General features: G+C 42.5%; 27 protein-coding genes and 6 tRNA genes. 14 read left to right on the top strand and 19 right to left on the bottom strand.

What is annotated here, in order from left to right; all coding sequences use genetic code 11:
* Positions 1-138: 138 nt before the first annotated feature.
* From CEX98_RS11660 to murB, 7 genes are all read right to left on the bottom strand, one after another.
* Positions 139-214, bottom strand: a tRNA-Thr gene (locus tag CEX98_RS11660).
* A gap of 13 nt (positions 215-227) precedes the next feature.
* A tRNA-Gly gene (locus tag CEX98_RS11655) sits at positions 228-302 on the bottom strand.
* A 44-nt stretch (positions 303-346) separates the two neighbouring features.
* A tRNA-Tyr gene (locus CEX98_RS11650) sits at positions 347-431 on the bottom strand.
* 49 nt (positions 432-480) lie between these two features.
* Positions 481-556 (bottom strand) — tRNA-Thr (locus CEX98_RS11645).
* A gap of 124 nt (positions 557-680) precedes the next feature.
* On the bottom strand, positions 681-1,373 hold the full coding sequence (locus CEX98_RS11640) for a type III pantothenate kinase (RefSeq protein ID WP_099642240.1): 693 nt from the start codon (positions 1,371-1,373) through the stop codon (positions 681-683).
* On the bottom strand, positions 1,370-2,362 hold the full coding sequence (gene birA / locus CEX98_RS11635; protein WP_099642239.1) for a bifunctional biotin--[acetyl-CoA-carboxylase] ligase/biotin operon repressor BirA: 993 nt from the start codon (positions 2,360-2,362) through the stop codon (positions 1,370-1,372). Before birA ends, CEX98_RS11640 begins: the two co-directional genes overlap by 4 nt.
* The gene (gene murB / locus CEX98_RS11630; protein ID WP_099642238.1) at positions 2,343-3,368 is read right to left on the bottom strand and encodes a UDP-N-acetylmuramate dehydrogenase; all 1,026 of its coding nucleotides are present in this window, start codon (positions 3,366-3,368) and stop codon (positions 2,343-2,345) included. The genes birA and murB overlap by 20 nt, the downstream gene beginning before the upstream one ends.
* A 180-nt stretch (positions 3,369-3,548) precedes the next feature.
* On the opposite strand from murB, the gene CEX98_RS11625 reads away from it, so the two are divergent.
* Positions 3,549-5,396 carry a M1 family metallopeptidase gene (locus tag CEX98_RS11625; protein WP_099642237.1) on the top strand — a complete coding sequence of 616 codons (1,848 nt, stop codon included), beginning with the start codon at positions 3,549-3,551 and terminating at the stop codon, positions 5,394-5,396.
* A 71-nt stretch (positions 5,397-5,467) separates the two neighbouring features.
* On the opposite strand, the gene hemE is transcribed toward CEX98_RS11625, so the two are convergent.
* Positions 5,468-6,532 carry a uroporphyrinogen decarboxylase gene (gene hemE / locus CEX98_RS11620; protein ID WP_099642236.1) on the bottom strand — a complete coding sequence of 355 codons (1,065 nt, stop codon included), beginning with the start codon at positions 6,530-6,532 and terminating at the stop codon, positions 5,468-5,470.
* Positions 6,533-6,997: 465 nt separating this feature from the next.
* Here hemE and rsd point away from each other — a divergent pair, with 465 nt between their 5' ends.
* The gene (rsd, locus tag CEX98_RS11615) at positions 6,998-7,468 is read left to right on the top strand and encodes a sigma D regulator (RefSeq protein ID WP_099642235.1); all 471 of its coding nucleotides are present in this window, start codon (positions 6,998-7,000) and stop codon (positions 7,466-7,468) included.
* Positions 7,469-7,587: 119 nt separating this feature from the next.
* Here the strand turns inward: rsd and fkpA are convergent, their stop codons facing one another.
* The gene (fkpA, locus tag CEX98_RS11610; RefSeq protein ID WP_172439764.1) at positions 7,588-8,343 is read right to left on the bottom strand and encodes an FKBP-type peptidyl-prolyl cis-trans isomerase; all 756 of its coding nucleotides are present in this window, start codon (positions 8,341-8,343) and stop codon (positions 7,588-7,590) included.
* Positions 8,344-8,611: 268 nt separating this feature from the next.
* Here fkpA and CEX98_RS11605 point away from each other — a divergent pair, with 268 nt between their 5' ends.
* Together CEX98_RS11605 and CEX98_RS11600 are read left to right on the top strand one after the other, a co-directional pair.
* Complete coding sequence (locus tag CEX98_RS11605) at positions 8,612-9,625, top strand: WD40 repeat domain-containing protein (RefSeq protein ID WP_099642233.1); 1,014 nt, start codon at positions 8,612-8,614, stop codon at positions 9,623-9,625.
* Positions 9,622-9,834 carry a SlyX family protein gene (locus CEX98_RS11600; protein ID WP_099642232.1) on the top strand — a complete coding sequence of 71 codons (213 nt, stop codon included), beginning with the start codon at positions 9,622-9,624 and terminating at the stop codon, positions 9,832-9,834. Before CEX98_RS11605 ends, CEX98_RS11600 begins: the two co-directional genes overlap by 4 nt.
* A 23-nt stretch (positions 9,835-9,857) precedes the next feature.
* Here the strand turns inward: CEX98_RS11600 and CEX98_RS11595 are convergent, their stop codons facing one another.
* Positions 9,858-10,058 carry a YheV family putative zinc ribbon protein gene (locus CEX98_RS11595; protein WP_172439762.1) on the bottom strand — a complete coding sequence of 67 codons (201 nt, stop codon included), beginning with the start codon at positions 10,056-10,058 and terminating at the stop codon, positions 9,858-9,860.
* A gap of 131 nt (positions 10,059-10,189) precedes the next feature.
* Between CEX98_RS11595 and CEX98_RS11590 the strand changes: the two genes are divergently transcribed.
* The 5 genes from CEX98_RS11590 (at position 10,190) to CEX98_RS11575 (ending at position 14,549) form a co-directional block, all read left to right on the top strand.
* Positions 10,190-12,118, top strand: a complete 1,929-nt coding sequence (locus tag CEX98_RS11590; protein ID WP_099642230.1) for an ATP-binding cassette domain-containing protein — start codon at positions 10,190-10,192, stop codon at positions 12,116-12,118.
* Positions 12,112-12,561, top strand: a complete 450-nt coding sequence (locus CEX98_RS11585) for a TIGR02444 family protein (protein WP_099642229.1) — start codon at positions 12,112-12,114, stop codon at positions 12,559-12,561. Before CEX98_RS11590 ends, CEX98_RS11585 begins: the two co-directional genes overlap by 7 nt.
* 174 nt (positions 12,562-12,735) lie before the next feature.
* Positions 12,736-12,879 carry a hypothetical protein gene (locus tag CEX98_RS22880; RefSeq protein ID WP_172439761.1) on the top strand — a complete coding sequence of 48 codons (144 nt, stop codon included), beginning with the start codon at positions 12,736-12,738 and terminating at the stop codon, positions 12,877-12,879.
* Positions 12,880-13,282: 403 nt separating this feature from the next.
* Entirely contained in the window at positions 13,283-14,290 is a 1,008-nt protein-coding gene (locus CEX98_RS11580; RefSeq protein WP_099642228.1) for a hydrolase, read from the top strand.
* A 1-nt stretch (position 14,291) separates the two neighbouring features.
* A complete protein-coding gene (locus tag CEX98_RS11575; protein ID WP_099642227.1) occupies positions 14,292-14,549 on the top strand; it encodes a YheU family protein in 258 nt (85 codons plus the stop codon).
* Positions 14,550-14,552: 3 nt separating this feature from the next.
* Here CEX98_RS11575 and CEX98_RS11570 read toward each other — a convergent pair whose 3' ends face one another.
* From CEX98_RS11570 to CEX98_RS11560, 3 genes are all read right to left on the bottom strand, one after another.
* Positions 14,553-15,281, bottom strand: a complete 729-nt coding sequence (locus tag CEX98_RS11570) for a LytR/AlgR family response regulator transcription factor (protein WP_099642226.1) — start codon at positions 15,279-15,281, stop codon at positions 14,553-14,555.
* Positions 15,259-16,335: a sensor histidine kinase gene (locus tag CEX98_RS11565; RefSeq protein WP_172439760.1), complete on the bottom strand. Its 1,077-nt coding sequence runs from the start codon at positions 16,333-16,335 to the stop codon at positions 15,259-15,261. The genes CEX98_RS11570 and CEX98_RS11565 overlap by 23 nt, the downstream gene beginning before the upstream one ends.
* A 297-nt stretch (positions 16,336-16,632) precedes the next feature.
* Positions 16,633-17,274, bottom strand: coding sequence for a hypothetical protein (locus tag CEX98_RS11560; RefSeq protein ID WP_099642224.1), 642 nt, complete (start codon positions 17,272-17,274; stop codon positions 16,633-16,635).
* A 177-nt stretch (positions 17,275-17,451) separates the two neighbouring features.
* Between CEX98_RS11560 and CEX98_RS11555 the strand changes: the two genes are divergently transcribed.
* Positions 17,452-18,636 carry a dipeptidase gene (locus CEX98_RS11555; RefSeq protein WP_099642223.1) on the top strand — a complete coding sequence of 395 codons (1,185 nt, stop codon included), beginning with the start codon at positions 17,452-17,454 and terminating at the stop codon, positions 18,634-18,636.
* 179 nt (positions 18,637-18,815) lie between these two features.
* On the opposite strand, the gene CEX98_RS11550 is transcribed toward CEX98_RS11555, so the two are convergent.
* The 5 genes from CEX98_RS11550 to nudE form a co-directional block, all read right to left on the bottom strand.
* On the bottom strand, positions 18,816-20,405 hold the full coding sequence (locus CEX98_RS11550; protein WP_099642222.1) for a methyl-accepting chemotaxis protein: 1,590 nt from the start codon (positions 20,403-20,405) through the stop codon (positions 18,816-18,818).
* Positions 20,406-21,107: 702 nt separating this feature from the next.
* A tRNA-Met gene (locus CEX98_RS11540) sits at positions 21,108-21,184 on the bottom strand.
* Between the two features lie 60 nt (positions 21,185-21,244).
* Positions 21,245-21,321, bottom strand: a tRNA-Met gene (locus CEX98_RS11535).
* A 239-nt stretch (positions 21,322-21,560) separates the two neighbouring features.
* Positions 21,561-22,364 carry a 3'(2'),5'-bisphosphate nucleotidase CysQ gene (gene cysQ, locus CEX98_RS11530; protein WP_099642220.1) on the bottom strand — a complete coding sequence of 268 codons (804 nt, stop codon included), beginning with the start codon at positions 22,362-22,364 and terminating at the stop codon, positions 21,561-21,563.
* A 1-nt stretch (position 22,365) separates the two neighbouring features.
* Positions 22,366-22,929 (bottom strand): ADP compounds hydrolase NudE, encoded by a 564-nt coding sequence (nudE, locus tag CEX98_RS11525; RefSeq protein WP_099642219.1) that lies wholly within the window; start codon positions 22,927-22,929, stop codon positions 22,366-22,368.
* A 61-nt stretch (positions 22,930-22,990) separates the two neighbouring features.
* Between nudE and yrfG the strand changes: the two genes are divergently transcribed.
* From yrfG to CEX98_RS11505, 4 genes are all read left to right on the top strand, one after another.
* The gene (gene yrfG / locus CEX98_RS11520; protein ID WP_172439763.1) at positions 22,991-23,647 is read left to right on the top strand and encodes a GMP/IMP nucleotidase; all 657 of its coding nucleotides are present in this window, start codon (positions 22,991-22,993) and stop codon (positions 23,645-23,647) included.
* Between the two features lie 78 nt (positions 23,648-23,725).
* Positions 23,726-24,544 carry a hypothetical protein gene (locus tag CEX98_RS11515; protein WP_099642217.1) on the top strand — a complete coding sequence of 273 codons (819 nt, stop codon included), beginning with the start codon at positions 23,726-23,728 and terminating at the stop codon, positions 24,542-24,544.
* Complete coding sequence (locus CEX98_RS11510) at positions 24,545-25,078, top strand: AAA family ATPase (RefSeq protein ID WP_099642216.1); 534 nt, start codon at positions 24,545-24,547, stop codon at positions 25,076-25,078.
* Positions 25,068-25,793 carry a class I SAM-dependent methyltransferase gene (locus CEX98_RS11505; protein WP_099642215.1) on the top strand — a complete coding sequence of 242 codons (726 nt, stop codon included), beginning with the start codon at positions 25,068-25,070 and terminating at the stop codon, positions 25,791-25,793. Before CEX98_RS11510 ends, CEX98_RS11505 begins: the two co-directional genes overlap by 11 nt.
* On the opposite strand, the gene dut is transcribed toward CEX98_RS11505, so the two are convergent.
* Complete coding sequence (dut, locus tag CEX98_RS11500) at positions 25,779-26,252, bottom strand: dUTP diphosphatase (protein WP_431520161.1); 474 nt, start codon at positions 26,250-26,252, stop codon at positions 25,779-25,781. The two genes, CEX98_RS11505 and dut, sit on opposite strands and share 15 nt — an antisense overlap.
* Positions 26,253-26,278 lie beyond the last annotated feature (26 nt).

Genomic DNA, 26,278 nt, shown 5'->3' with positions numbered 1-26,278 from the left:
TGACGAAACCTATAAGTTTTGTGTATCTAGATTACATATAAAAATAATCCACGACGAGTGTGGATTAGAATTATTCAGTCTATTATAAATATTTTTTCGACAATTCAAAGGAAGTATTTGAGAAGATTCTTCGGAGACTGGTGCTGATAGGCAGATTTGAACTGCCGACCTCACCCTTACCAAGGGTGCGCTCTACCAACTGAGCTATATCAGCACGCCAGACGAACTGGAGCGGGCAGCGGGAATCGAACCCGCATCATCAGCTTGGAAGGCTGAGGTAATAGCCATTATACGATGCCCGCTTTAGGAACCTGTTCTTAACTACCTCTAACCGTCAAGAATAAAGTGGTGGAGGGAGCTGGATTCGAACCAGCGAAGGCTGAGCCGTCAGATTTACAGTCTGATCCCTTTGGCCGCTCGGGAACCCCTCCACGTAAAAATTCTTTCCTAAAGCATCCTATACAAGATAGGGTAAAAAGATGGTGCCGACTATCCGAGTCGAACGGATGACCTACTGATTACAAGTCAGTTGCTCTACCAACTGAGCTAAGTCGGCACTGCTTTAGTACGGGGCGAGATATTAGAGCAACCATTGACGCGATGCAACAGGAATATGCAAAAAAATTTAAATTAATTGCTCAAACGCTCAGTTTTAAGCCAATCCTATGACATTTTTACAGTTATTGCGGGTTTTTCCACCAAACTGACAAACCTTTGAATACTAAAAGGTCATCAAAAACGGCTGACTCAATATGGTTTTTAATAAGTTCTCCATATCCACCTGCACATAATACCAACGCAGACTCATTATTAAGTAGCTGCTTTGCACTGTGCACAAGCCCAAGTGTTGCAGCTAAGGCACCATTTTTTACCGCCTCAGGTGTATTTTTCGCAAACTCCTCTGCAAACGGGGTGTTATCATCACAAAATACTCGCTCTGCACGCGCTGTAATGCTAGAGATCATCAAATCAATCCCTGGAACAATCCATCCCCCCAGATGCTTGCCTTCTGCAGTAACTACATCAACAGTGGTAGCTGTGCCTGAGTCAATCACGATGACATCTTGTGCAGGATACAGGTTATGCGCCGCCAAGACGGTAAGCCAGCGATCAATACCTAGATTTTGAAATGTAGGATAGGCACAAGTCACCCCAGCGCGGCTTGCCGACACATGCGCCTGCTCAAGCGTCATCCCAAGCGCAGATGTTTGCCTTTGCACCCATTGTAGACCATCACCCTTTCCAACCTGAGAGCAAATAATTGCAGTTAGTTTCTGCCAGTCAATATCCCCTTCTTTTACTAGCCGGATACTATTTTCCTGTTCAATGGCATATTTGACCGCTGTGTTGCCGACATCAATTAACAGCTTCATGATGTTCCCTTTCTTAAGGAGATCTCACCGCCGTAAAATGCTTTCAACTCTCCATCTTGTCTCAGTAATAGTCCTCCTTGCATATCTATGCCTTCACAGATCCCACGCCACTGCCTTTGACCAGTACTTAATGTCACTACTTCACCTTTAAAGGCATTAAGTAGATTCCACTGAGCTACCATGTCACTGAGACCTGTTTCCTTATACTGTGCTAGACGTGCAGATAATGATTGGGTTAACTGGACCACTAGCTGATTTTTATCAATCTGACCAAGGTGCGCTTGTAAATCCGTCCAAGCTTGGTCAATGTGTTTAGATGCCGACTCTGGCATGCAAATATTCAATCCAATTCCAATCACAAGATGACAAGGCCCCTCTACTTGGCCTTCAAGTTCAACCAAAATGCCTGCCAACTTTTGTTGGTTAAGGTAAATATCGTTTGGCCACTTTAACTCAACTGCAATACCGTAAAGAGAGTGTAGTGCATCATATACCGCTAATCCTACAGCAATAGACAAGCCCATAGCCGCTTGCATACCGGCGTCAAATTGCCAGTAGTAACTGTAATAGAGGTTTGCCCCGAAAGGTGATTGCCAAGCTCGACCTCTGCGCCCCCGACCAGCTTGCTGCATTTCCGCGACGAGCACATGGCCAGAAGAAAGCTTTTGCTTGGTTTGTAAGCGCCGCATTAGCTCGCTGTTAGTGGAGTCTATAATCGCATGATATTCAATTGGGCATTCAGTTTGATACTGTTGTTGCCACAAGGTAGTTAACTTTGCTTGATGGATCAGCGGTAAACTATAATTAAGTTTATAGCCGCGACCATTTACACGGAAAATATCGACGCCCATCTCCTGTAGCGCGGCGATATGCTTTGCAATAGCCGCACGGCTGACCCCGAGCTGCTCTCCCAGCTCTTGCCCAGAGACAAACTCGCCTTTATTTAAGGCGGATAAAATTGCTTGCTTTTTATGATCCGGTGCTTTCATTGCATTCCACACTTTGTAACTGACATTCACCCTGCTTTGCGATAAGGCGCACCTCGTGCTCTAACACTACAGCGAACTGCCGCCATACGGTTTGCTGCACTTGGTGAACCAACTGCTTTAAGTCTTCTCCATTACTTCCACCTTCATGGACAATGACCAGTGCTTGCTTTTCATAAACACGTATTGCTCCATGCTGACAGCCTTTCAGGCCAGCTTTATCAATCAGCCAACCAGCGGCAAGCTTTACGTGGTTGTTATCGACATCAAATGCTGGCATATCGGGATAGTCTAATTGCAGTCTCGTCGCCAACCTTTTTTCCACAACAGGGTTTTTGAAAAAGCTGCCGGCGTTTGCAAGCACTGCTGGGTCTGGTAACTTGCTACTACGAATAGCCATCACTGCTTCACAAACCTCTTGAGCGCTGGCGGTACCTTTTAGACTTTGCAATGGGCCATAACTTAATGTTGGTTGCCAACGTTTAGGCAGAACCAAAGTGACTTCCGTAATAACAAACTTATCTTTTAGGCGATGCTTAAACACCGAGTCTCGATAACCAAATTCGCATTCGTCACCCGTCAATGTGATAAACCGCTGCTCAACGATATCAAAGCCTTTAACCGCGGTGACAAATTGTGATACTTCAACACCGTAGGCGCCAATATTTTGTACTGGTGCTGCACCAACAGTGCCAGGAATTAATGCCAGATTTTCTAAACCATTAATGCCTTTTTCGAGTAACTGCAAAACCAATTGATGCCAGTTTTCTCCTGCCGCTGCTTTTATAGTGTATTTATCACCTTGTTGCTTGATATCAATACCTGATGTTGCAAGCTTGATTACAGTGCCTGCATAATCTTCAAGAAAGATAGTATTACTTCCTTCTCCAAGCAAAAAGTAAGGACGGTCATAGTCGAGCAGCAAGAGCTCTGTTGGATCTTTAATAACGATCAGTGACTCACAACCCGATGGAAGTGAGAATGTGTGATAAGACTGCAAACTTGTCACTGCAGCACCTTGTTGATATTAACTAAACTGGCGCTAGTGTAGCGCATTGCCCTGACTTACGCATTAACGTCATATTGGCGAGCATTTTATGTCACCCGTCTGCTTCCACTGTCTAAATGATGAGAAATTAGTTATGTTAGGCTCTCTAATTGGGAATATTATTTTTATAAGAGCAACATTATGACTAAACTTTCGGCACTGACGCTCAGCCTTGCCATGGCAGGCCTTATCCACACTGCTGATGTGAAAGCAGCAGTTGATCAACATACTTATGCAAATCTTAATGACGTTATTACCACTCACCTACATTTAGACCTAGACGTTGACTTTGAAGACAAGCAATTAGAAGGCTTTGTTGAACACACTCTCGATTGGCAGAACCGCCAAGCTCGAACCTTAGTACTAGATACGCGTGATCTTGAGATCGACAAAGTCATGTATCAAGGGAAAGATGATAAATGGCATACTGCTAAGTTTGATCTTGCCAAACGCGACGATGTAAAAGGTGCAAAGTTAACGATTCACTTTAAAGAACAAGCCAAAAAAGCGCGTATTTATTACAACAGCTTGCCGGTAGCGTCTGGTCTACAGTGGTTAACGCCGCAGCAAACCGCGAGTAAATCTCACCCATTTATGTATAGCCAGTCTCAAGCAATTCATGCTCGTAGCTGGATCCCAGTACAAGATACACCGGCAATGCGAGTGACTTACTCTGCTCGAGTACATACCCCAGAAGATGTAAGAGCTGTAATGAGTGCAGATAATACTGGCGCATTGATTAAGGATGGTGATTATTGGTTTGATATGCCACAAGCTATCCCGCCATATTTGATTGCGATTGGCGCGGGTAACCTTGAATATAAAGAAATGTCGCACCAAACGGCCATTTTTGCAGAGCCACAGATTTTAGATGCCTCAGTTGCAGAATTTAATGATACACAAGCGATGATCGACAAAACCAACGCCATGTATGGTGAATACGCTTGGGGCCGTTACGATCTGCTGATGTTACCGCCAAGCTTCCCATTCGGCGGTATGGAAAACCCACGCCTATCATTTATCACGCCGACCGTTGTTGCCGGTGATAAGAGCTTAGTAAACTTAATCGCTCATGAGTTAGCCCACTCTTGGTCTGGCAACTTAGTGACCAATGCCACTTGGGAAGACTTATGGCTAAATGAAGGTTTCACCTCTTACGTTGAAAACCGTATTATGGAAGAAGTATTTGGTCGTGACCGCGCAGTGATGGAACAAGCGCTTGACGCGGCAGGTCTTCGAGCTCAACTAAAAACCATCGCTGCTCCTGATACACGCATGAATTTAGAGCTTAATGGCCGTGACCCTGACGACGCATTTAGCTCAGTACCTTACACGAAAGGCCAACTATTCCTTATCTATCTTGAAGAAAAGTTTGGCCGTGAGAAATTCGACAAGTTTGTGAAAACCTACTTTAAGACCTTCTCTTTTAAATCTCTAACGACCGATGAGTTTGTCGCATACTTAGACAAAAACTTACTACAGCAATATCCTGGTGTCGTGAGCTTAGAAAAAGCTAAAGAGTGGATTTATGAGCCAGGCTTACCTGCCGATGCCCCAAACCCAACCTCTGATGCTTTTGAAAAAGTAGATGCGCTAACTCAAGCTTGGTTAAAAGACGAAAAAACACTTGCAGACTTACCGACCGACGCTTGGACGGTACATGAATGGCTGCACTTTATTAATAACTTACCAAGGGATCTTGCTATTGAGCGAATGGAAGCTCTGGACAAGGCATTCAAGCTGACGCAATCAACCAACGCTGAGCGCGCATTTGCTTGGTATATGCTAGCTGTGGGTAATGGCTATCAAGCAATTTATCCTGATCTTGAGAAGCATTTAGTAAGCATTGGTCGTCGTAAGCTTATCGTGAACTTATATAAGTCACTGATTAAAAATGGCAAACGTGATTGGGCATATCGTGTTTATCAACAGGCACGTCCAGGATACCACCCGCTTGCTCAAGGCACCATCGACGCTTTATTTGAATAATACATATCACAAACAAAAAGAGCGCTTCAGTAAGCGCTCTTTTTTATTTTAAGTTTAAGTTCAACCTTAAGTTACTTGTGATACTGACGACTGAACTCATGCACAGCATTGATAAATACACCTGCATTTTCAGGGTCAACATCAGGTGTAATACCATGGCCTAAGTTAAAGACATGGCCATTACCTTCGCCAAAGCCAGCTAAGATATGCTGTACTTCTTCACGAATACGGTCATGGGTGCCGTGCAGCATTGAAGGGTCCATATTGCCTTGAAGGGCAACTTTATCACCTACGCGACGCTTGGCATCTGCAATATCGATTGTCCAATCTAAACCTACTGCATCACATCCAGTTGCTGCGATTGCTTCAATCCATTGGCCACCGTTCTTAGTGAATAAAGTCACAGGTACTTTACGACCATCATTTTCGCGAATAAGGCCATCAACAATCTTATGCATGTACTGTAGTGAAAACTCTTGGTAGTCACGAGGGCTTAATACGCCGCCCCAAGAATCAAAGATCATCAGTGACTGAGCACCGGCTTTCACTTGCGCATTTAGGTAATCAATGACTGAGTCGGCCACTTTATCAAGTAGTAAGTGCAATGTTTGCGGCTCAGCGAACGCCATCTTTTTAATTTTGCCAAACGTTTTGCTGCTTCCACCTTCAATCATGTAAGTCGCTAGCGTCCATGGTGAGCCAGAGAAACCAATAAGTGGTACTTCACCTTTAAGCTCACGACGGATTGTACTCACCGCATTCATCACGTAGCCAAGCTCATCGGTTGGGTCTAGTTTTGGTAACTTCTTAACATCGTCTAATGATTGGATAGGACGTTCAAACTTTGGACCTTCCCCAGTTTCAAAGTAGAGCCCAAGTCCCATTGCATCTGGAATAGTCAAAATGTCGCTAAACAGAATTGCCGCATCTAGCGGATAACGGCGAAGAGGCTGTAATGTCACCTCACATGCCAACTCTGCATTTTTACAAAGACTCATAAAATCACCAGCCTGCGCTCTCGTAGCACGGTATTCCGGTAGATAGCGGCCAGCTTGGCGCATCATCCATACTGGTGTGACGTCAACAGGTTGTTTTAATAGCGCTCGTAAATAACGATCGTTTTTTAATTCGCTCATAGCGTCTCTATTCCAATACTTAAAATCAATTGTGCAGATTGTATCACTAAGTACACATGGGCACTATCTAAACTATCTCCCAGAGCCTCGCGCTATGATCTAGATTAAACCATACTTTATTAGGAACAAATTCATGTGCTTATCAATAAATTATCGAAACATGCGATTAAACTGTTTGCAACAAGATTAAAAGGTTGGTATAAAATTACCGCGTTATAAAAATAACAACAAAACACCTTCAATTAGAAAAATAACAATATTACGCAACAAGCTAAACTGCTATTTTGAACCACCTTGAGATCCTCTTGGTGGTTTTTTATTTTTATCCCCCTGAATTTGTTAACATTCCCGAAAACAACACCAATAATCTTTTGATCTTTTTCGGCTTTTTCGGAAAAATTGGTTGACCTTTTGTGCAGTTTCCCTTTCCATAGGGGTTAGGTAACCCGCTTAAGGAGAATCACTATGCTTTCGCAGTTAGAACAAGCCCAGCAAAAATGGGGAGGTAGCCATAGTGTAATTGATGCATGGTTAGCAGAGCGTCAGGAACTATTGGTTTTGTATTATAAAGTCGCAGGATGCTCACCAACGAGAAATGGTAAAGCGCTGCCAGAACAGGTTGATATTCAATCCTTCTGTCAGATCTTGATGGATTATCTCTCTGCAGGTCATTTCGAAATTTATGACAACATAGTCGAAGCTTGCAAAGAAAAAGGCCCTGAAAGCGCACAACTTGCTCAATCGTTATATCCTAGAATTACGGAAACAACCGATACAGCACTTGATTTCAACGACAAGTACGCTGAGATCAATCAAGAAACGCAAGATTTGGCTGACTTTGACAACGACTTGTCAGTATTAGGCGAGACGCTTGAATTACGCTTCCAGCTGGAAGACGAACTCATCGACAATCTGTATTCGAATCATACCGAATAAAATTTAGTCGCGGGCTCCCAGTATAAATAAACAAAAAAGGTGAGATACAATCTCACCTTTTCTTTATCGCTAATAATGTAATTGGAGTTAGTGGCGCACGGCTACTAACTCCACATTCATTACTCGGCCGCTTTTTCTTCCGCTTCGCCTTCAATATCTAGTAGTTCAACTTCGAATACTAGTGTTGAATTAGCTGGAATTTTACCAATATTACGCTCACCGTATGCAAGCTCTGCAGGAATGGTAAATTTATACTTAGCGCCAACGTTCATTAACTGTAGACCTTCAGTCCAACCAGCGATAACCTGATTTAGACGGAAGCTGGCAGGTTTATTACGCGAGTAAGAGCTATCAAACTCAGAGCCGTCTAACAACGTACCTTTATAGTGTACTTTCACCATATCTGTTGCGACTGGCTTTTTCCCTTCACCTTCGCTCAGGACTTCGTACTGAAGACCCGAGTCAGTTACCATAACACCTTCTTTCTTAGCGTTCTCAGCTAGGTACTTATCGCCAGCTTCTTTGTTTTTCTTCGCATCAGCTTCAATTTTTGCTGCTTGCTTTTCACGAACAGAAGAATCAAGTGCAGTTAACACCTCACGAATTTTCGCTTCGTCTAGCTTCGCTTCGCCGGCAAGTGCATCTTTAAAACCACGCATAAGTAACTCTTGATCAAGGTCAACACCTAGCTCTTTTTTATCCGCTAAGTCTTTTTGTAAGAAGTTACCAACTGAAGCGCCGATGCCATAAGCTTGCTGTTGTGCTTCTGTCTCTAGTTTTACTTCAGCTGGCTTTTGCTCTTCTGCTTTTTTATTACACGCTACTAGTGCTAACACTGAAGCAGCAACAAGTGACAATTTAATCGTCTGTTTCATTCTCAACTCTCCGACATTCCCTTCCATCAATACACCAAATGCGATTGCAACAGCGCTTGACACGGGTGCCATTGTTAATTTTATATTAATAAGAAAAGGTGCCATCCACATTAACATTCTCCAATCAGAATGCCAATATGCATTTGCTTGCCATTATTGCGTAACGACATTACGCTTTTAATACGCTAATATCAAAATAATATCTTGTTTTTCGTGCCTTTAGTCTACCTTTTGTAGGCTTCGGAGTTAAGGAGGATTTACCTAGTTTATGGTCAAACTCGTCAACATCAAGTGGACAAGCCTCCTCTTCACCTCAGTGATGCTAGGTTGTACTACCTTAACAGGTTGTGGCCCAGATATCTCAAAAGCGGTACTGACCGTGGAGCACGCTAGTCGCGGTGCGTTTTCTGCTGCACTCTCAGCCGATGGGCACTACAGTCTGGTGTCGTCCATAGAGCATGGGGCCGTCCTATGGGATAATCAAGAGCAGGGCCTCAAATACCAATGGCGCCATTCCGATGCCCCCGACGATCTCATTCATTCACTCGCGCTGGCAAATGATAACTCAGCGGCCGTCACTGCAACAGATACCACTTTTGCGATTTGGAGCGTAGCAAGTGGACAAAATCTCGGTTACTTCGAGATAGAATCCGGCACTATTCGCGATATCGCAATTAGCAACGCAGGGCGGTATATTCTTTATGCCCGCAGTGATAACGTTGTCGTTCACCTCGACTTAGAGAGCGGAAGGCGCATAGAGTTCCTTGGGCACCAAGAAAATATTAACTCCATTGCCATGTCTCCAAATGGCCGCTTCGCTTTGACCGGTGGTAACGATTACACCGCGTATTTTTGGGATACTAGAAGCGGACAAGTTATCCACCGCTTTAATCATCCTAGCCGAGTAACTAAAGTTGCATTGGACGAACAAGGGCGCTTTGCTTTCACCGCCGACAGTATGAAAAAAGCAAGTATCTGGCAATTAACTTCAGGTGATCTCAAAGCACAATTGCAGTATATTGCTCGCCAGAAAATTTTCAGTGCAGTGCGCTTTAACCAAGACGCATCGCTGTTAGCCACGGGCTCGCCTAATCGTGAACTTATTTTATGGCGCGTAAATGATGGCGAACGTCTACAAACTTGGCGTGTACAACCTCGGGAGGGTAGCCGCCCTAAATCCGCTGTTGTATTTGATGTTGCTTTTCAAGACCAAGACACCGCACTACTAACCGAGAGCTCCAGCGGACTACTGGAAAAATTTGCGCAGGTGAAAAAGCCATGAATGAAATCGAAAATAGAATGACCGAGCTTGAGGCTAAGCTTGCCTTTCAAGAAGACACGATAGAAACATTAAACGACGAATTAAAAACACACCAGCAACGTCTGGCCAAGATGCAAAGGCAGATAGAATTGCTGGCCGAAAAAATGAAAGAAGGCCGCGACCCAGGTTTAATGCCACAGCACCAAGAGCCACCTCCGCCCCATTATTAACCGTTACTATACCGGAGTGATCATCACTCCGGTTTAAATACACCTATTACTTGCTCAAACTGACGGGTCGAAGCTTGTACAGCATCTTTGGGCTGCGTCATTACGTGACCGCATTCAACGCATTCTACTTTTTCAACATCGTGCTCCTTGTAGAGCATCATGACGTCTACTTTTTGACATGCCGGACAACTTGCACCGGCAATGAAACGTTTTTTAACTTTCAACTCTACACCTCGATTGAACAATGGAATTTAGGACTTGGCATTTTATCCTAATTTTATTTGTCATGATACGCTTGGAGTAAGGGATCGGATCCGTGCTATCATGCGCGTAGTTTATACAGGCTTTTATAATTATGATCCAACTCACAGATATCGAGCTACTTCGCGGCAGTAAAACACTGCTAAAACAAGCAAATGCAACGCTATACCCACAACATAAAGCTGGTCTTGTCGGTGCTAATGGCTGTGGAAAATCTTCCCTTTTTGCACTACTAAAAGGTGAGCTGCAACTCGATTCTGGGGATTTTTCCATTCCGAAAGACTGGTCTATTGCATCGGTAAAGCAAGAGACACCGGCGCTATCTATAAGTGCGCTTGAATATGTTTTGCAAGGGCACCCTGAGTACTATGTGCTGAGAACTCAGCTGCAACAAGCTGAACGTGATGGCGATGGCGAGGCCCAAGCAAAAGCACACCAACAACTAGAAAATATCAAAGGATATAGTATTGAAGCCAAAGCGGGTGAATTACTCCATGGCCTTGGCTTTAGTAATGAGCAGATTGACTTTGCTGTGAGTGATTTCTCTGGTGGTTGGCGCATGCGCCTAAACCTTGCACAAGCCCTTATCCGCGACGCGGACCTGTTACTTCTGGATGAGCCGACCAACCACTTGGATTTAGACGCTGTCTATTGGTTAGAGCGCTTTTTACGTGCCTACCCTGGTACTTTGGTGCTGATTTCTCATGACCGCGAATTCTTAGATGCTGTGGTCGGTGAAATTTGGCACATAGATCAACAGCAAATCAATGTGTATAAAGGCCATTACTCTCAGTTTGAACGTCAAAAAGCCGAGCGTATGGCACAACAACAAGCGCTTTACGAGAAGCAACAAGAAACCATCGCTCATTTAGAAAAATTTATTACCCGTTTTAAAGCCAAAGCGAGTAAAGCAAAGCAAGCACAAAGCCGTGTGAAAGCACTTGAGCGTATGGAGATGTTGGCGCCAGCTCACGCTGACTCTCCGTTCAATTTTGAATTTGCCAACCCAACAAGCTTGCCTAACCCACTCATGACGTTAGAACAAGCAAAAGCAGGCTATGGTGAAGTGACTATTCTACACGATATAAAGCTTAACCTCGTGCCTGGTAGCCGAATTGCGTTGCTTGGCCGCAACGGTGCTGGTAAATCTACCCTCATCAAGTTACTTGCAGGCGACTTGACGCCCCAGGCCGGAGAAGTATTTCAGCACCAAGGCCTTAATGTGGGTTACTTCGCTCAGCACCAACTTGAGTCTCTTGACTTAGAAGCCAGTGCTGTGACGCATATTCAACGCCTAGATCCGAAAGTACCAGAGCAACTCATTCGTGACTTTTTAGGTGGTTTTGCGTTTCATGGTGATAAAGCACTAGAACCTGTTGCGCCCTTTTCTGGCGGAGAAAAAGCAAGGTTAGTGCTGGCGATGTTAGTGTATCAAAAGCCAAACTTGCTGTTACTTGATGAACCGACCAACCACTTAGATTTAGAAATGCGACATGCGCTCGTTATGGCATTGCAAGGCTTTGAAGGGGCAATGGTAACCGTTTCTCACGATCGCCATATGCTAAAAAATACTGCTGATGAATACTATTTGGTTGATAACGGCACCGTTTCTCAGTTTGGTTATGACTTAGACGCTTATTATCAATGGCTAATGAATGCCAACAAAGAGCAAGCTAAATCAGCTGATACCAGCGCTGAATTAAAGCAACACTCCAATGCCAACCGAAAAGAGCAAAAGCGCCTTGAAGCCGAATTCAGGAAGGCTATTCAACCGCTGAAAAAGTCGATAGAAAAACTCGAAAAGCAGCTCGATAAACTGACAGAACAAGCAGAGGAAATAGAGCAAGCCTTGGCTGACAATAGCTTATACACGGATGAGAACAAAGCCAAGTTAAGCGACTTATTGGCAAAACAAGCCACAGTTAACCCTGAACTCAACGAAACTGAAGAAGCCCTGCTGATGGCATTGGAAGAATTGGAAGAAAAGCAAAACCATTTTGATGAAACTGGAGAGATATGCTAAGTCGCGAAGACTTTTGGCAGTTTGCCTGTGAGTTCTATAGCCGCCCGCAGATGCAGTCGCGGCTACTGAGTTTACAGGATACTGCCGACAAAAATATCAATCTATGCCTATTGCTTGGCTATTTAGATAGCCTAAACGTCACCATACAGCACGATGCGATGGTCGCGCTCCAGCAGACTGCTGACGCTTTTGATCAAACCGTGCTTAAACCACAGCGAAGAATCCGCCAAACACTTAAAGCACATCATCAAGATTACGAAGACTACCCTGCTCTACGTGCCGCTATGTTGACCGCAGAACTTGAACTCGAAAAGCGCCAGCAAGCATTATTACTAGACACTGTCGCGCGCTTCACGCTCACACCATTGCAGTCTGGGAGTAATTGGTCACTCTACCTAAACGCGAACGAGTATTCAGAGCTATTCAACGCAACGGGCAACTAAGCGTAGCATCCATAACAATACTCTGGTTTTTAGTCTTATCGGGTGCAAAACCTGATCGAGATCAAGCCTTTGACTCGGTTTAATTTCACTCAGGATTGAAACTTGATCTTGATCATATCAGCCTCCTCATCACTCAACTACTATTTACTCATCGACAAATTAGGAGGCACAGCCATGAACGTATTCTTTAGAGACTTTTTTTCCGACCCTGTGTTGTTTCTGTCTTTTGGCTTTTTAGGGATTGTAATTTTGCTGTGCTGTTATTACGTCTACTTTTTCATCAAAAAAGTCATGGACGCTGAAGTACCTAACGAGTAAGAAGTTAAAGTATTACCTTAAGGCGATTAATACCATTTTGTCTTAATGCTTGCTCAATTTAAAAGAGTGGCTCAGACGCTAACAGTGTTAAATGTTTCTTATTTAGAACAGCTAAATAGTAAATTTCCGCTGGTTATCGTCAAGATTTTTTTCGCCTAAAAGTAGGTGATTCAAGTAAGCAAATTGGTATAAAAAATAAGTATTACAAAATCGACTTAACATAGTTTCCCAACTATCAGAATTAAGCACGACGCACAAAGCACCTTATCAGTTTACTGGTCGGGTGCTTTTTATTTGCTTAACCCGCTTAGAAATATACGTTAAACTGGTGCAAACTTGTTTTGAAACGTGGATAAAATCCTTAATTTACCACTCATAGTCAAAAGCCGACGTACTTTCTAAAATGAATCAAGCTATGAAAACCATAACAACTAGTGATTTCGAATTTAAGCCTGCTTGGTGGATGCGTAATCGTCATGCCCAAACCATCTTGCCACGCTTTTTTAGACCTAGATTAGACGTCCCGGTCAGCTATGAAACAATAGAAACACCTGATGACGACTTTTTAGAGCTGGCTTGGGCAAAGAATGGCAACCGAAGCGCGCCTTTGGTTGTTGTGCTTCATGGACTCGAGGGCAACATTAACAGCTTTTATGCTAAAGGCCTGTTAAAGTCGCTAGTACAAAATGGCTTTGATGCGGTACTGATGCACTTTCGTAATTGTTCACGAGAGGTCAACCGCCAAGCAAGAGCCTATCATAGCGGAGAAACCTCTGATCTTGGCTTTTTTATCGAAACACTTAAAGCGCGCTTCCCAACACGTCCTCTATTTGCTGTTGGGTTCTCGTTAGGTGGTAATGTGCTAGCTAAGTACTTAGGTGAAACCAAGACCAAAAGTGGTCTCAAGGCAGGCGTCGTAGTATCGGCTCCTTATCACTTGTCTTCTTCTTGCCAAGTGATCCGGAAAAGCTGTTTCAAGCTTTATCAGAAGTACTTACTCGATAGAATGAAAAAGTCATTTTCACGTAAGCTAAACACCATTCAGTCTCAAATAAAAGTAGATAAACAAGCCCTTTTTGCGATCAACGACTTGTGGCAGTTTGACGATAAGATCACCGCACCATTACATGGCTTTCAAGGCGCCGAAGATTACTATGCACAAGCCAGTGCTCAACCCTACTTAAAACATATCACCACCCCAACACTTTTAATTCATGCAGAAGATGATCCGATGCTAGCTGCGCAAGCGATCCCTACGCCAGCGCAAATAAGTGCACCTGTTACCTTAGCAGTTAGTCAGCGGGGTGGTCATGTCGGTTTTATCACTGGAAATAATCCGCTCAAGCCACAGTTTTGGCTAGAAAGCGCTATCCCACAATATTTACGTCTATTTCACGGTAAGGCCAAGTAGTATGCTCATTCCATATCAGCAAATTCCAACAGAAACCCTAGATAACCTCATTGAACACTATGTATTACGTGAAGGAACAGACTATGGCGATATTGAAGTCAGTACTGAGAGCAAAGTGGCACAAGTAAAAGCGCAGCTGCAATCAGGTGAAGCGCTCATCGTGTTCTCTGAACTACACGAGTCGGTAAATATTGTGAGTAAACAAGAGTTTCAAGCCATGCAAGCGCAAGAAGACTATGAGTATCAAGGCATAGAGTAGGCGCTATAGCGCCAAACTCATCTGCTTTTTGAGTTTAGCCGCCTGTCGGCGAGAAATTTCCACTTCACCGCCATGGGTGAGCATCGCTTGTAAGCCATAGTTAATCGTTTCTTCTAGCTCTTCAATGGCATCCAAGCGAATAATATCACTGCGACTAGCACGGAAGTAATGACTGGGGTTGAGCCTACTTTCAATTTTTGATAGCGAACTATGAAGGTAAGCTTTACCCTGAGCTGTGTAAATAGCCGCGTGGTTGCCTATGCTCTCAAAGCGCGTAATGTCACCAAGCTGTATAATCTTCATTTTATCTGCGATCTTTACCATCAGTTTAAACTCATCCTCAAGAGCAACCGATGCGCTTTCATCAACCAAAGCCAGAAGCTTTTCGACTGCGCTTTGCAGTCGAGTAGCCACCACGGGTTTCAATAGATAATCAACTGCATTGAGAGAAAAAGCATCAACAGCAAACTCGTTGTATGCAGTACAAAACACAATTGGTATTTCACCTTGTAGTTGCTGCGCTAACTCAATGCCTGTGCCGCCAGGCATTTCAATATCCAAAAATAAAGCATCAACCGCATGTAGCTCAAGTAATTGGGTTGCTTCCATGATGTTTTCAGCCTCAGCAACGACGTTCACTTGCGGATGCGCTTTTAGCAAGCGATTTAATTCCACTCTTGCTAATGGCTCATCATCAACCAGCATCACATTAACTATTGTTTTTTGATTCATAAGGGATCTCCAATGTGGCGTGGAAAAGCCCGCCTCCATCATTGACTGTTAACTTTGCACTATTGTTATACATCAACGCTAAACGCGCTTGGATATTCTTTAGCCCCTGCTGAGTACCGGTTTGAACACGAGTGGCATCATACGGGTTAGTCACTGAAATGTGAACATTTTGCGCTTTTCTAAACACTTGAATTGTAATTTCTCCTCCCTTAGGCAAGTGTGCAATACCGTGCTTTACCGCATTTTCTAACAAAGTAAATAACGACATACTGGGAATACGTATATCGTAAAAACTCTCTAACTCCTGAGTGGTAACCGATAAGCGCTTACCTAGTCGTGCTTGTTCTATCCCAAGGAAATCCTCACACACCTTCCACTCTTCTTTTAAAGTGACTAACGCTCGCATATCTTGCATTAAGTTGTAGCGAAATAGCTCTGAAAGCTGAGTTACCACTTCTGCTGCTTTATCTTTATCTTGATAAATCAACGCTCGGATCGTATTCAATGAATTGAAAAGAAAGTGAGGATTTACCTGATTCATAAGATTGGCTAACTGTTGTTCTTGAAGTTGTTTTGCTAACACTTTCTTTTCTCGTCTTGTAACAATCCCCAAATAGCAACCTGACCAAAGCCAAAAGTAGCCGATGTAAGATAGCAGTATCGCCAAATCACTCGTTTTTACTTTCTCCCCTCCGAGCGCTTCATCGTTGTCATGAATTCTTATACTCGACACCTGCTCCGCATCTTTTATTACAACAACCTGTTTTACAAGTTTTACGCCAATCGCAAAGTGTAAGGGGGCACAAATGAGTGATATCAGCATCAATGTAGGAAGGCTAGCTCTTGCTTTACCTCGGTATACAGCCCATCGTTTCGCAAAATTACGGAGGACAAAGTGACTAATTAACACAAAACTTAGCGCACCTAGTATTGTGCGAATAAACAATAGAAATAATCTTTCATCACTGAGATCAAACATTAAGATCACAGTAAACATGTTGGTGGCGATTATTGCTATAAACACAAAAATCTGACACTTCCAATATGCACGCATCGGTGACCTCCTCTTATTATCTTTTATCTGTTTGGAGGCCATCATACTGAAAATTAAAAAATAGTACCGCAAAATTTGTCCCAAATAAGCCAACTTGATAACTTCAGGCTTAGATAAGGAATGAGTTAGGCAGAGCGTTTTGAGGACAACTCCAATCTCGCATCCTGCTGCTCTGCAGCTAACATCCTATAGGCAAGGTGAATTTATCCACCAATAGCTAGAATTCGCACTAAAACTAATTGATAGAAAGCCATTAACTATCCTCGGCTCAGGTTAGATAAGTAACCTTTACTACAATCAAAAACGATAAAGCAAGTTAACAAACACACTCTTCTCGTCACCAATTTGCTTATAGCCATAACTTGGCTTAATTCCTTCCTCTGAGGCTCTTTTCTCAAACGTAATAGAATATCCGAAGTCACTTGTTAGATCGCTATCTCTGTATTCAATAGCTGGTACAATTGTAAAGTCACCCAAATAATTAAAACGCATACCCAAAGCTGACGTATCATATTGTGTAGTTGAAGCGTGACCAGAAAGCTCTAGGCTGTCATAAAGCACACCCACTTCTGCAAACACTTGCAATGAGTCAGAAAAGGTTAAATTCAAACCAAACTCCATCTCCTTCTGCTCAATCGTGCTCTGCTCTTTTGAGGCAATGCGGTAATCTACTCGAAAATAAGCGGTAGCGGTATCAACCCAGCTGGACTTTGTTGGAGTAATATCAACTGCCTTACGATAATTTAGCCCAAGGCCAAAGTCTGCCACTGCATTGTCTACATCTATATAAATTGCATCGATACCGAAGCCTCCCGCCATCACATTTGAGGCTTCAACACTGATATGTTCCTCAAATGTACTGGCCTGTACAGTAGTTCCAGCCAATAATAGAGCAAGTGATAACATAGCTTGTTTTTTCTTTTTTAGTGACGTTCTCATTTTTATTTCCTTTATTTTCATTGCTTGTTTTGTCTGAAAAAAATAATAACGAGATCCGCTTCACTCGAGTTGTAGATAATGATGAGCGGTGAAACAAAGTGATAAACGCAAAATATTGAGGATGAACGTATACTTGTTACAATCAAATTTCTATAACTATAAAGGAAAGGCAATCTTATGAAGCTCGGCACTGCTCTTTGCGCCATAGCGCTGGCTGTTTCTTCAGCTTATGCAACTGAATATCAAGCCTCTGAGCGCGCGGTTAAACTTGCGCACGACAACATCCTAATCGATACACACATCGACGTTCCATACCGCATCCAAAGTAAATGGGATGATGTTAGTCAGGCAACCGAAGGCGGTGATTTTGATTATCCTCGCGCGGTAAAAGGCGGTCTTAATGCGCCATTTATGTCTATTTATATCCCCGCAAATCTAGAGTTTGAAGGTAAAGGCAAAAGCTACCAACTCGCCAATCAGCTGATCGATGGAATGGAAGCCTTAGCACATCGTGCACCAGATAAATTTGCAATGGCATACAATACCGACGATATTTATGCGCAATTTGATAACGGTATTATGTCTATCGCGATGGGCATGGAAAATGGCTCGCCCATTGAAGGTGAGATGAAAAACCTTAAGCATTTTTATGACCGTGGCGTACGCTACATCACCTTAGCGCACTCGCAAAGCAACCATATTTCTGACTCATCTTACGACATTCGCCGTAAGTGGAAAGGCTTGAGTCCATTCGGTAAAGAATTGGTGATTGAAATGAATAAGATAGGAATGCTTATCGATGTATCCCACATTTCCGATGACGCTTTTTATCAAGTAATGGAAATTTCAAAAGTCCCCGTTGTTGCTTCCCACTCATCTCTTCGTAAATACACGCCTGGTTTCGAGCGCAATATGGATGACGAAATGCTAAAAGCCTTGGCAAAAAATGGCGGCGTGATCCAAATAAACTTTGGTTCAAGCTTTGTCACAGCTAAAGCAGGGGCTTGGTATGACAAGCGTGACGAAGCACAGAAGGCAGCTAAAGACCAAGAGCGCACCGATTTTAGAGCCGCATTTAGGGCAAAAAACCCATTCCCATTTGCCACACTTGATCAAGTACTCGATCATATTGACCATGTTGTGAAGTTGATTGGCATTGATCACGTAGGGATTGGTTCTGATTACGATGGTGTCGGTGACTCGTTACCCGTGGGTCTAAAAGATGTTTCCACTTATCCAAACTTGGTGCAAGGTTTGTTGGATAGAGGATACAGTGACTCAGATATTAAGAAAATTTTAGGCGGCAACACATTACGAGTATGGAAACAAGCTGAGGCTTACGCAAAAAAGTTTTCTAGCTAATGCTCTTTTGACTTGAGAGCGGAGCAATTTGAGAAAGCAAGCTGACGCTAGCTGGGTTAAGTTCACCTTTCGAACTGATTGCACCACTCTCACAATTGATGTGGTAGGTGTGCCATTTGGCACACCTTGTACTAGGTAATGTCAGGTTAGGTAAGGTGTACTCATTCAGGTGAACATTCTCAGACTTTAAATTGAGATAGCTCTTTCACCAATTTATTCGTCACTCGAAGTACGTTATCTGAAATTTGATGTGTTTCTCCAGATAACCGTTCACCGTCCAACGTTCTCTCATTCAAGTCTGTTAAATTACTACTTATCTCTGAAGATACGTCATTTTGTTGCTGTGTGGCATGAGCTGTTTGCTCTGAAAGCTCAGTTACTTTCACCGCACTTTGTGCTATCAGTTCGAGTAACTCCGTTGCCTTTGCAAAGCTATCAACGGCAACATCAACATATTGTTTGCCATCTTCAATGGTTTTTTGCGAGTCTTCTACACTATGTGAAAATGCTTCTAGCATTTTTTGAATGTCATTAGTGCTATCTTGGGTTCTAGTTGCCAGCGATCTTACTTCATCAGCTACAACCGCAAACCCTCTTCCCTGCTCTCCCGCTCTTGCAGCTTCAATAGCTGCATTAAGCGCTAACAGATTAGTCTGCTCCGCAATACCTCGAATAACGTCTAGAACCTGAGTGATGTTTTCAGAGTTTTTTTGAAGTGCTTGTGAGCTCGTCAAAGCCGCTTCCATATTTTCCGCCAGCTGGGTAATTTTTTGTTTTGATTCGGACAAAACAGTCTTTCCCTCGGCAGCATGACGATGCGATGCATCAGCCTCCTTTGACGAACTCTCAGCGACAGCTGACACTTCTTGGCTAGAATGACTAAGTTGATGCACAGCACTCACTACAGTTTGTGATGACTTTCCGAGCGAATCAATTAAATCATGGCTTTGAGTGGCATATTTACTTAGCTCTGAAGACAAACTTGATAACTCTCTGCCATCGCTGATCAGTGCCGTTACCATGGCCTGTAAGTTTACAAGGAAATGATTAAAATTATGTGAGAGCTTTGCAAATTCATCGCTCCCTCTAATCTCTATTCGTCCGGTCAAGTCACCATCACCTGAAGCAATCTCCGCAATTCTACCAGAGACAAAATTGATTTGTTTAGCGAGTTGCCTAGGGATCCGATAAGCAATCCAACATGCTATTGAGAGTAGCACTACCGCCCCTATACCTAACCCCCATTTAAGCTGCGTAACCTCTGATACAACTTGTGCTCGACCAGCCGCTGACTTTTCGTCCGCCAGCTCTCCCGCTTTGTCGAGAATATCCCTAACTTTCTCAAATAGTACTGAGGACTCTGTTTGAAGTGCTTTGTTGTCTGGTGCCGCGATACTCGTCAATGTCACACTGTACCAGTTTTCAAATTTTCCATTAAAATTTGAAAATGCGCTCAACTCAGACCGATGAGGTTCCATAAATTGAAGGTATTTTTGATAACGCTGCTTCACCTGTTGAGCATTTTCTTCAAAGTCTGCTTGCTTATTTTCACCAGCAAGTAACTTGAGGTACGCCTCCTGAGCTTGGTAGAAGTCCCGGTCAGCATTGAGGACTACAGACACCGCTTTTAGGTAATTATCAGTTTGCGTTTCTAATGCTGATTGCACTTTATTTAACAGCATCGAAAAGCCAAAAAAGACAAATAACAGCAAAGTTGTCAGCATAATGGTAGGTAACGAGCTTTTGACTCTAATACTATGTAAGTCCATCTTCATACACCTCAAAAAAGAGATAATTAAAGCCTAGACCATATGAAGATTGATAGACAAATAAACTTCACCCACTCATAAACAAACAAAAGCCTTACATTTAACCATTTATTTTACAATCGCACTTATTTGTATTATTTTTGATCAGATCGTGATGTTTATTTCGTGATAGCAAACTTGATAAATCTATAAAAAGGATATTGAAAATGAAAATAAAGCTTCAAAAAAAGCAGCTAAAAAAACTAACTCAAAATGAAAAGCTACCTCTGGAAGCAACTCCCCACATAGCTGGCGGAGATTATACTAGGGTTTATGGATGTCAGGACACTATGAAGTGTGCATCTCGCCAAGACATCTCAGCTTGTTGTAATCACTCTGATCTTGCTAGCTGCCAAATTGGATTTACCTGCCTTTGCTAGCGCAACTCATTTTTTAACTGCGGGTCTTCATAACCCGCTTATGGATTATTGCTCTCAGAATAGGCATTCAGATTAGCTCCAATTTAAGATATAAGCCAAACAGCACTAATACTATGACTATGAGCTATGAAAAATTGAATAATTTATTTCTAAGCATATGCCTAGGTAAGACTATTATCTGTAGATAAGATTTTGGATTAATGAGGGGTTGTTTGCCAGATCCATTGCTTTATGAATAGCAAATTGACAACTTTTGACAGTAGATTTTAGAACCAATAAAAATTGGTTGCGGGAGCCGGATTTGAACCGACGACCTTCGGGTTATGAGCCCGACGAGCTACCAGGCTGCTCCATCCCGCGCCTGTATTAGTACTTACTTTTAAGTCTTTGTACTTGAGACTATATACAGCCAATAAATATTGGTTGCGGGAGCCGGATTTGAACCGACGACCTTCGGGTTATGAGCCCGACGAGCTACCAGGCTGCTCCATCCCGCGCCTGTATATTTTTGAATCTATTCTTCGTCGGGGACCGACGACCTTCGATTCTTTCCAGGTGTAGCGAGTCCGACGAATGATTTATCATTCTGCTCTATCCCGCGCCTGTATGTTCTTGAAAAGGACTTCCCTTTCAAGAGGCCGCTATAATAATGGATTAAAATTTTATTGCAAGGGATTTAATGCTTAAAACAATTTAAGTGCGCAAAAATCCCACAACTCCCAACTTAACCCGTTATTTACTCTATCGTTCGATGATGTGGACTGATCAACTTTTGCCATTGCCAATCGGGGTGACCCATCACAATAAAGTCTGGGTTTTCGGTAGTTTCTCGTCGATTATAGGTCAGCGGATTAAACTCAGCATCGGTAATACAACCCCCGGCTTCTTCCACGATGATTTGTGATGCGCCTGTATCCCATTCTCCCGTTGGTCCAACACGTAAAAAACAATCCGCCTTACCTTCTGCGATAATGCAGGCTTTTAATGAACATGACCCAAGAGCCACAGTGTCGAACTGACTATTCAGATATTGGCTTACAGCTTCTAATTTTTGCCTACGACTAACCGCCAAGGTAAGCGTTTCTCGCGGCGAAACAAAAATGCGCTCGCTTTCGCCACCATCTGTTCTTTTAAATGCGCCATTATCTTTGCTGGCGTAATATGTTACCCCTTGAGATGGCCAGTAAATGACGCCTAACACAGGATGATTGTTTTCGATTAGTGCAATATTGACGGCAAAGTCACCGCTCTCAAGAATAAACTCTCCTGTGCCATCCATAGGGTCCAGTAACCAATATTGTTGCCAGTTCTGACGCTCGTTTAACGGTGGGATCGGGGTTTCTTCCGACATCACAGGAATATCAGGCGCGATCTCTGCCAAGCCGGCCATTAAGATTTCATTTGAAGCGAGATCTGCAGCGGTAACCGGAGTATGGTCCGACTTTTCTTTTTTACCTATATCGTCTGCCTGATAAATAGACATAATGGCTTCACCAGCGCGTTTTGCCAGTGTAATACAAGGCTCTAAATAAGACTGCAATTTACGCCTCCAAATTCAAATGTGCTTTTAATAACAGTAATGCTGCGACACTGCGAGCTTCGGTAAAGTCCTCTTGATGTAATAGATCGTAGAGCTTGTCTAACGGCCACTTCACTACCACCAAGGGCTCAGGTTCATCGCCTTCAAGTTGCTCGGGGTATAACTCACTAGCCACCAAAATATGCATTTTGGCATTAAAATAGCTTGGAGCCAGCGAAACCACTTTAAGTTCAGAGAAGGCATTTGCGCCAAAACCTACTTCCTCTTTTAACTCTCGGTTTCCCGCTTCAATTGGTGTTTCTCCCGGGTCAATTAACCCTTTTGGGAAGCCAAGCTGATAATCGTGCGTTCCTGCACAATACTCTCTTACTAATAATAGCTCATTCTCAGCAGTTATGGGCACAATCATCACTGCACCACGGCCACCACCACGTACTCGCTCATAATCTCGTTGCTCACCGTTAGAGAATGATAAAGAGAGTGCTTCTACCGTAAACAATTTACTTTTTGCAACGACATCGCATGCTAAAATTTCGGGTGGTGTTGGATGCTTTTTGTGTGACATAAATCATTATTTGCTATCATGGCCAATAACCTAATCATAAAGCCTTTGAAGTTAAATGCCTATGCTAAATTGGTCAAATATCGATACCGTTTTGTTAGATATGGATGGCACCTTACTCGACCTCCATTTTGATAATCATTTTTTTCTCGACGTTGTGCCCAAGGCACATGCAAAGCGCCAGGGAATAACGCTTGAAGCGGCCAGGGCTGATATTCTTGCCCGTTATGAGGCGGTGATGGGTCAGATTGAATGGTATTGCCTAGATTATTGGCAGGAGCAGCTCCAACTCCCCATTATGGAGCTTAAACGTGAAGTTCAACATTTAATCTCTATTCGTGATGATGTGCCTGAATTTCTAGAAGCCTTAAGAAAAAGTGGCAAGCAGCTTATCTTGCTAACCAATGCGCACCCAAACAGCTTAAGTTTAAAAATTGAACGCACTCAATTTGATCAATACTTGGATAAGTTGGTTTCAACTCATGAATATGGCGTTAGTAAAGAAAGTCAGAAGTTATGGCGACTAGTAGAGCAAGATTTAGGCTTTGATAAATCTCGTACTTTATTTGTAGATGATAGTATTAGCGTACTAAATGCCGCTAAAGAATTTGGTATTGGCCACTTACTCGCGGTGGCCAACCCTGATAGCCGACAGCCAAAGCGGGAGATCAATGAATATCCCTGTGTCTCTGACTATCGAACTTTGCTACCAATAAGGTAAATTATTTTCTGGATCTTTCACAAGTGAGCAACCCTTAAATTCAAACTTCAACATAATCTATATGGAATCGAACTAAAGATGGAAACGCAAAAACCAGATACTAATTGCAAAGAAAAGCTGAAAAGGAAATACCTGTGCTTCACTTCTTGGCTTGCCAACTTATTGTCTACGGCGCTTGTAGTATTAATTTTTTTACTGTTTATCTTAACTTTTGGAATTTTTATAGAAAAATATAATGGCTCTTATGAGTTATCTGTATATTTATGTAAGGCTATAAGTGGGCCTGAATGTAAGGAAGCATCTAGTTTTGGTTCCGATTTAATAGCATTAACCACAGCCTTTATATCCCTCTTCTTGACTTGCTATGCCTTTTTTCAATACAAACAAGCAAAGAAAAAGATTAGAGATCAATATAAACAAGTGAAACGACAAATCGAAGAGGCTAATCCCATTAAAACTTACCCTGTGAACACCGATGAAGATGATATAGAAGTAATGCTTCAATATTACAAAGGTGCAGAAGAGGTAGTTGTATTTGCTGGAGATTTCAGCTGGATAAAAGACAACCCGGGTATGTATGAAATCGTTTCTGAACTATTGAAGAGAAATAAAATCAAATTAGTTAGTTCAAAAACTGAGGAAGAAGTTTGTCGTTCATTTTCAAATGACATGCCAATGTTTGAAAACCTAAAAAAGTCGATGAAGTTTAATAACCCAGAAAGGTTAAAATGCTCACTAGTGACTCACCCTGGTCACGAGCAAGCTTTTTTATATAAAGTCACGAGCTTTAGTGAATCATCGTCTCATAATAAAGCGGTATGTGTTGTCACCCCTAAAGATGAAGCAAAAGCACTTTGCAGCATGCTATCTTTGTTAACGAAGCAAGCGAGTTCATAAATGATACTTTCTAATTGGCTTATATGTGGCCGTTCTGCTGCAGGAAAAACCACTGCGGCTAACGTATTCGCTTCACTGAATTATCACGTAGTATCTGCTGGAGATTTTTTCCGGAGTTTAGTTCGTGATAAAACTAAAGCTAAATCCAAACTTGAATTACTTAATCTTGGTGCTGAGTTCATGACAAATTATGGTTCAGGAGAACTAACTCAACAATTGTATTTGAAAACGTTATCAAATAAACCAAACGTGGTTGAAGGCGTTCGCCCACTACAGACTCTCCTTGAATTAAAAGTGCTGCTAAATGCACAAGTTATTTACATTGATGCAAGTGAAGAATCCAGAGTAAAGCGGCTAACCGAAAGAGACCATCTAAGCACTCAAGAGTTAGAAGTAGAGTTATCACATCCCCTTGAAAAAAGTGTTGATACTCTAAGCTCTCATGCTGATCACATCATACATAATAATGGAAATTTGCAACTGTTTGAGCACAATATTAGGCAACTAATTTTAGGTAATAGAAATGACCAATGATTATTGGAGTGAAGCCGCAAAATTAAGAGTAGAACAAATTGAGAGTGGTATTGATAAAACTTTCCACTGCGTGTTTTTACCCCTCTGGAAAAATAGACTTGCTGTACATAACACCAATTGCGTTTTAGAGGTTGGAGCTGGAACAGGCCACCTTGCAAAACGCATATATTCACAGTGCAGCGAGCTAGAAGTTATAGATAGTTCTGCTGAAATGATTAATGTTAGTAGAGCAGTTTTGCAAGAGACAAATGTAAAAGTCATAAAGGCGGATGGGAAAACTTATAGACCAGAAGCAAATAAAAAGTATACTATTATTTATTCTCACATGTGCTTCCACACTACGAGTAACCTCGAACAGTTAGTCGCAAATATCTACAATTTACTCGAAAGTAACGGGAGTCTACTATTTTCCATCCCACACCCATGTTTCTATGAAGACTACAAAAGATATTTCGCTGATTCTTATGATTATTATGAAGAAATGTTCAAAACGGTGAAGTTAAATATTTCGACAGACCCTGAACGCTTTTTGGGTGAAGTGCCCTTCTTCCACCGTCCTTTAGAGCAATACACAGATCTACTTTTTCAATCAAATTTTTGTATCACCGGACTGAAAGAGCTCAGCCCAAAAAAAGAAGATATTTCCGACACCTACCCACTTTGGGACAAACCAAGATATCTATTTATCGAATGTAAGAAATTAGTTCCTACCTGAACTACCAAAACCTCCGGCGCCACGCTCTGTTGATTCAAAGGACTCAACAATTTCAAAGCCAACTTTTATGATTGGAACGAAGATAAGCTGTGCGATTCTCTCACCAACAGTGATTTTATACGGCTTATCACCTCTATTCCACAGAGAAATGTAAATTTGGCCTTGATAGTCAGAGTCAATTATCCCAACAGAGTTCCCCATAATAATACCATGTTTGTGCCCCAAGCCTGAGCGAGGAACAATTGTTGCAGCAAGGCTATCATCCTTCATATGAACAGCAAAGCCTGACGGAATAAGTTCAACTTGACCAGGCATTAGTTCCAAATCATGCTCTATACATGCCCGTAAGTCGATTCCTGCAGAGCCATCTGTAGCATAAGTAGGAATAGGAAACTCTTCACCCAATCGCTTATCGATTATTTTTAATTCAATATTTCTCATTTGGAACTTCTCGTAAATCAAATTGAGTTAATGATAGCTTTTTT

The organism is Pseudoalteromonas piscicida, from assembly GCF_002744175.1.
Classification (GTDB): Bacteria; Pseudomonadota; Gammaproteobacteria; order Enterobacterales; family Alteromonadaceae; genus Pseudoalteromonas; species Pseudoalteromonas piscicida_B.
This window is presented reverse-complemented; position numbering and strand designations above follow the sequence as displayed.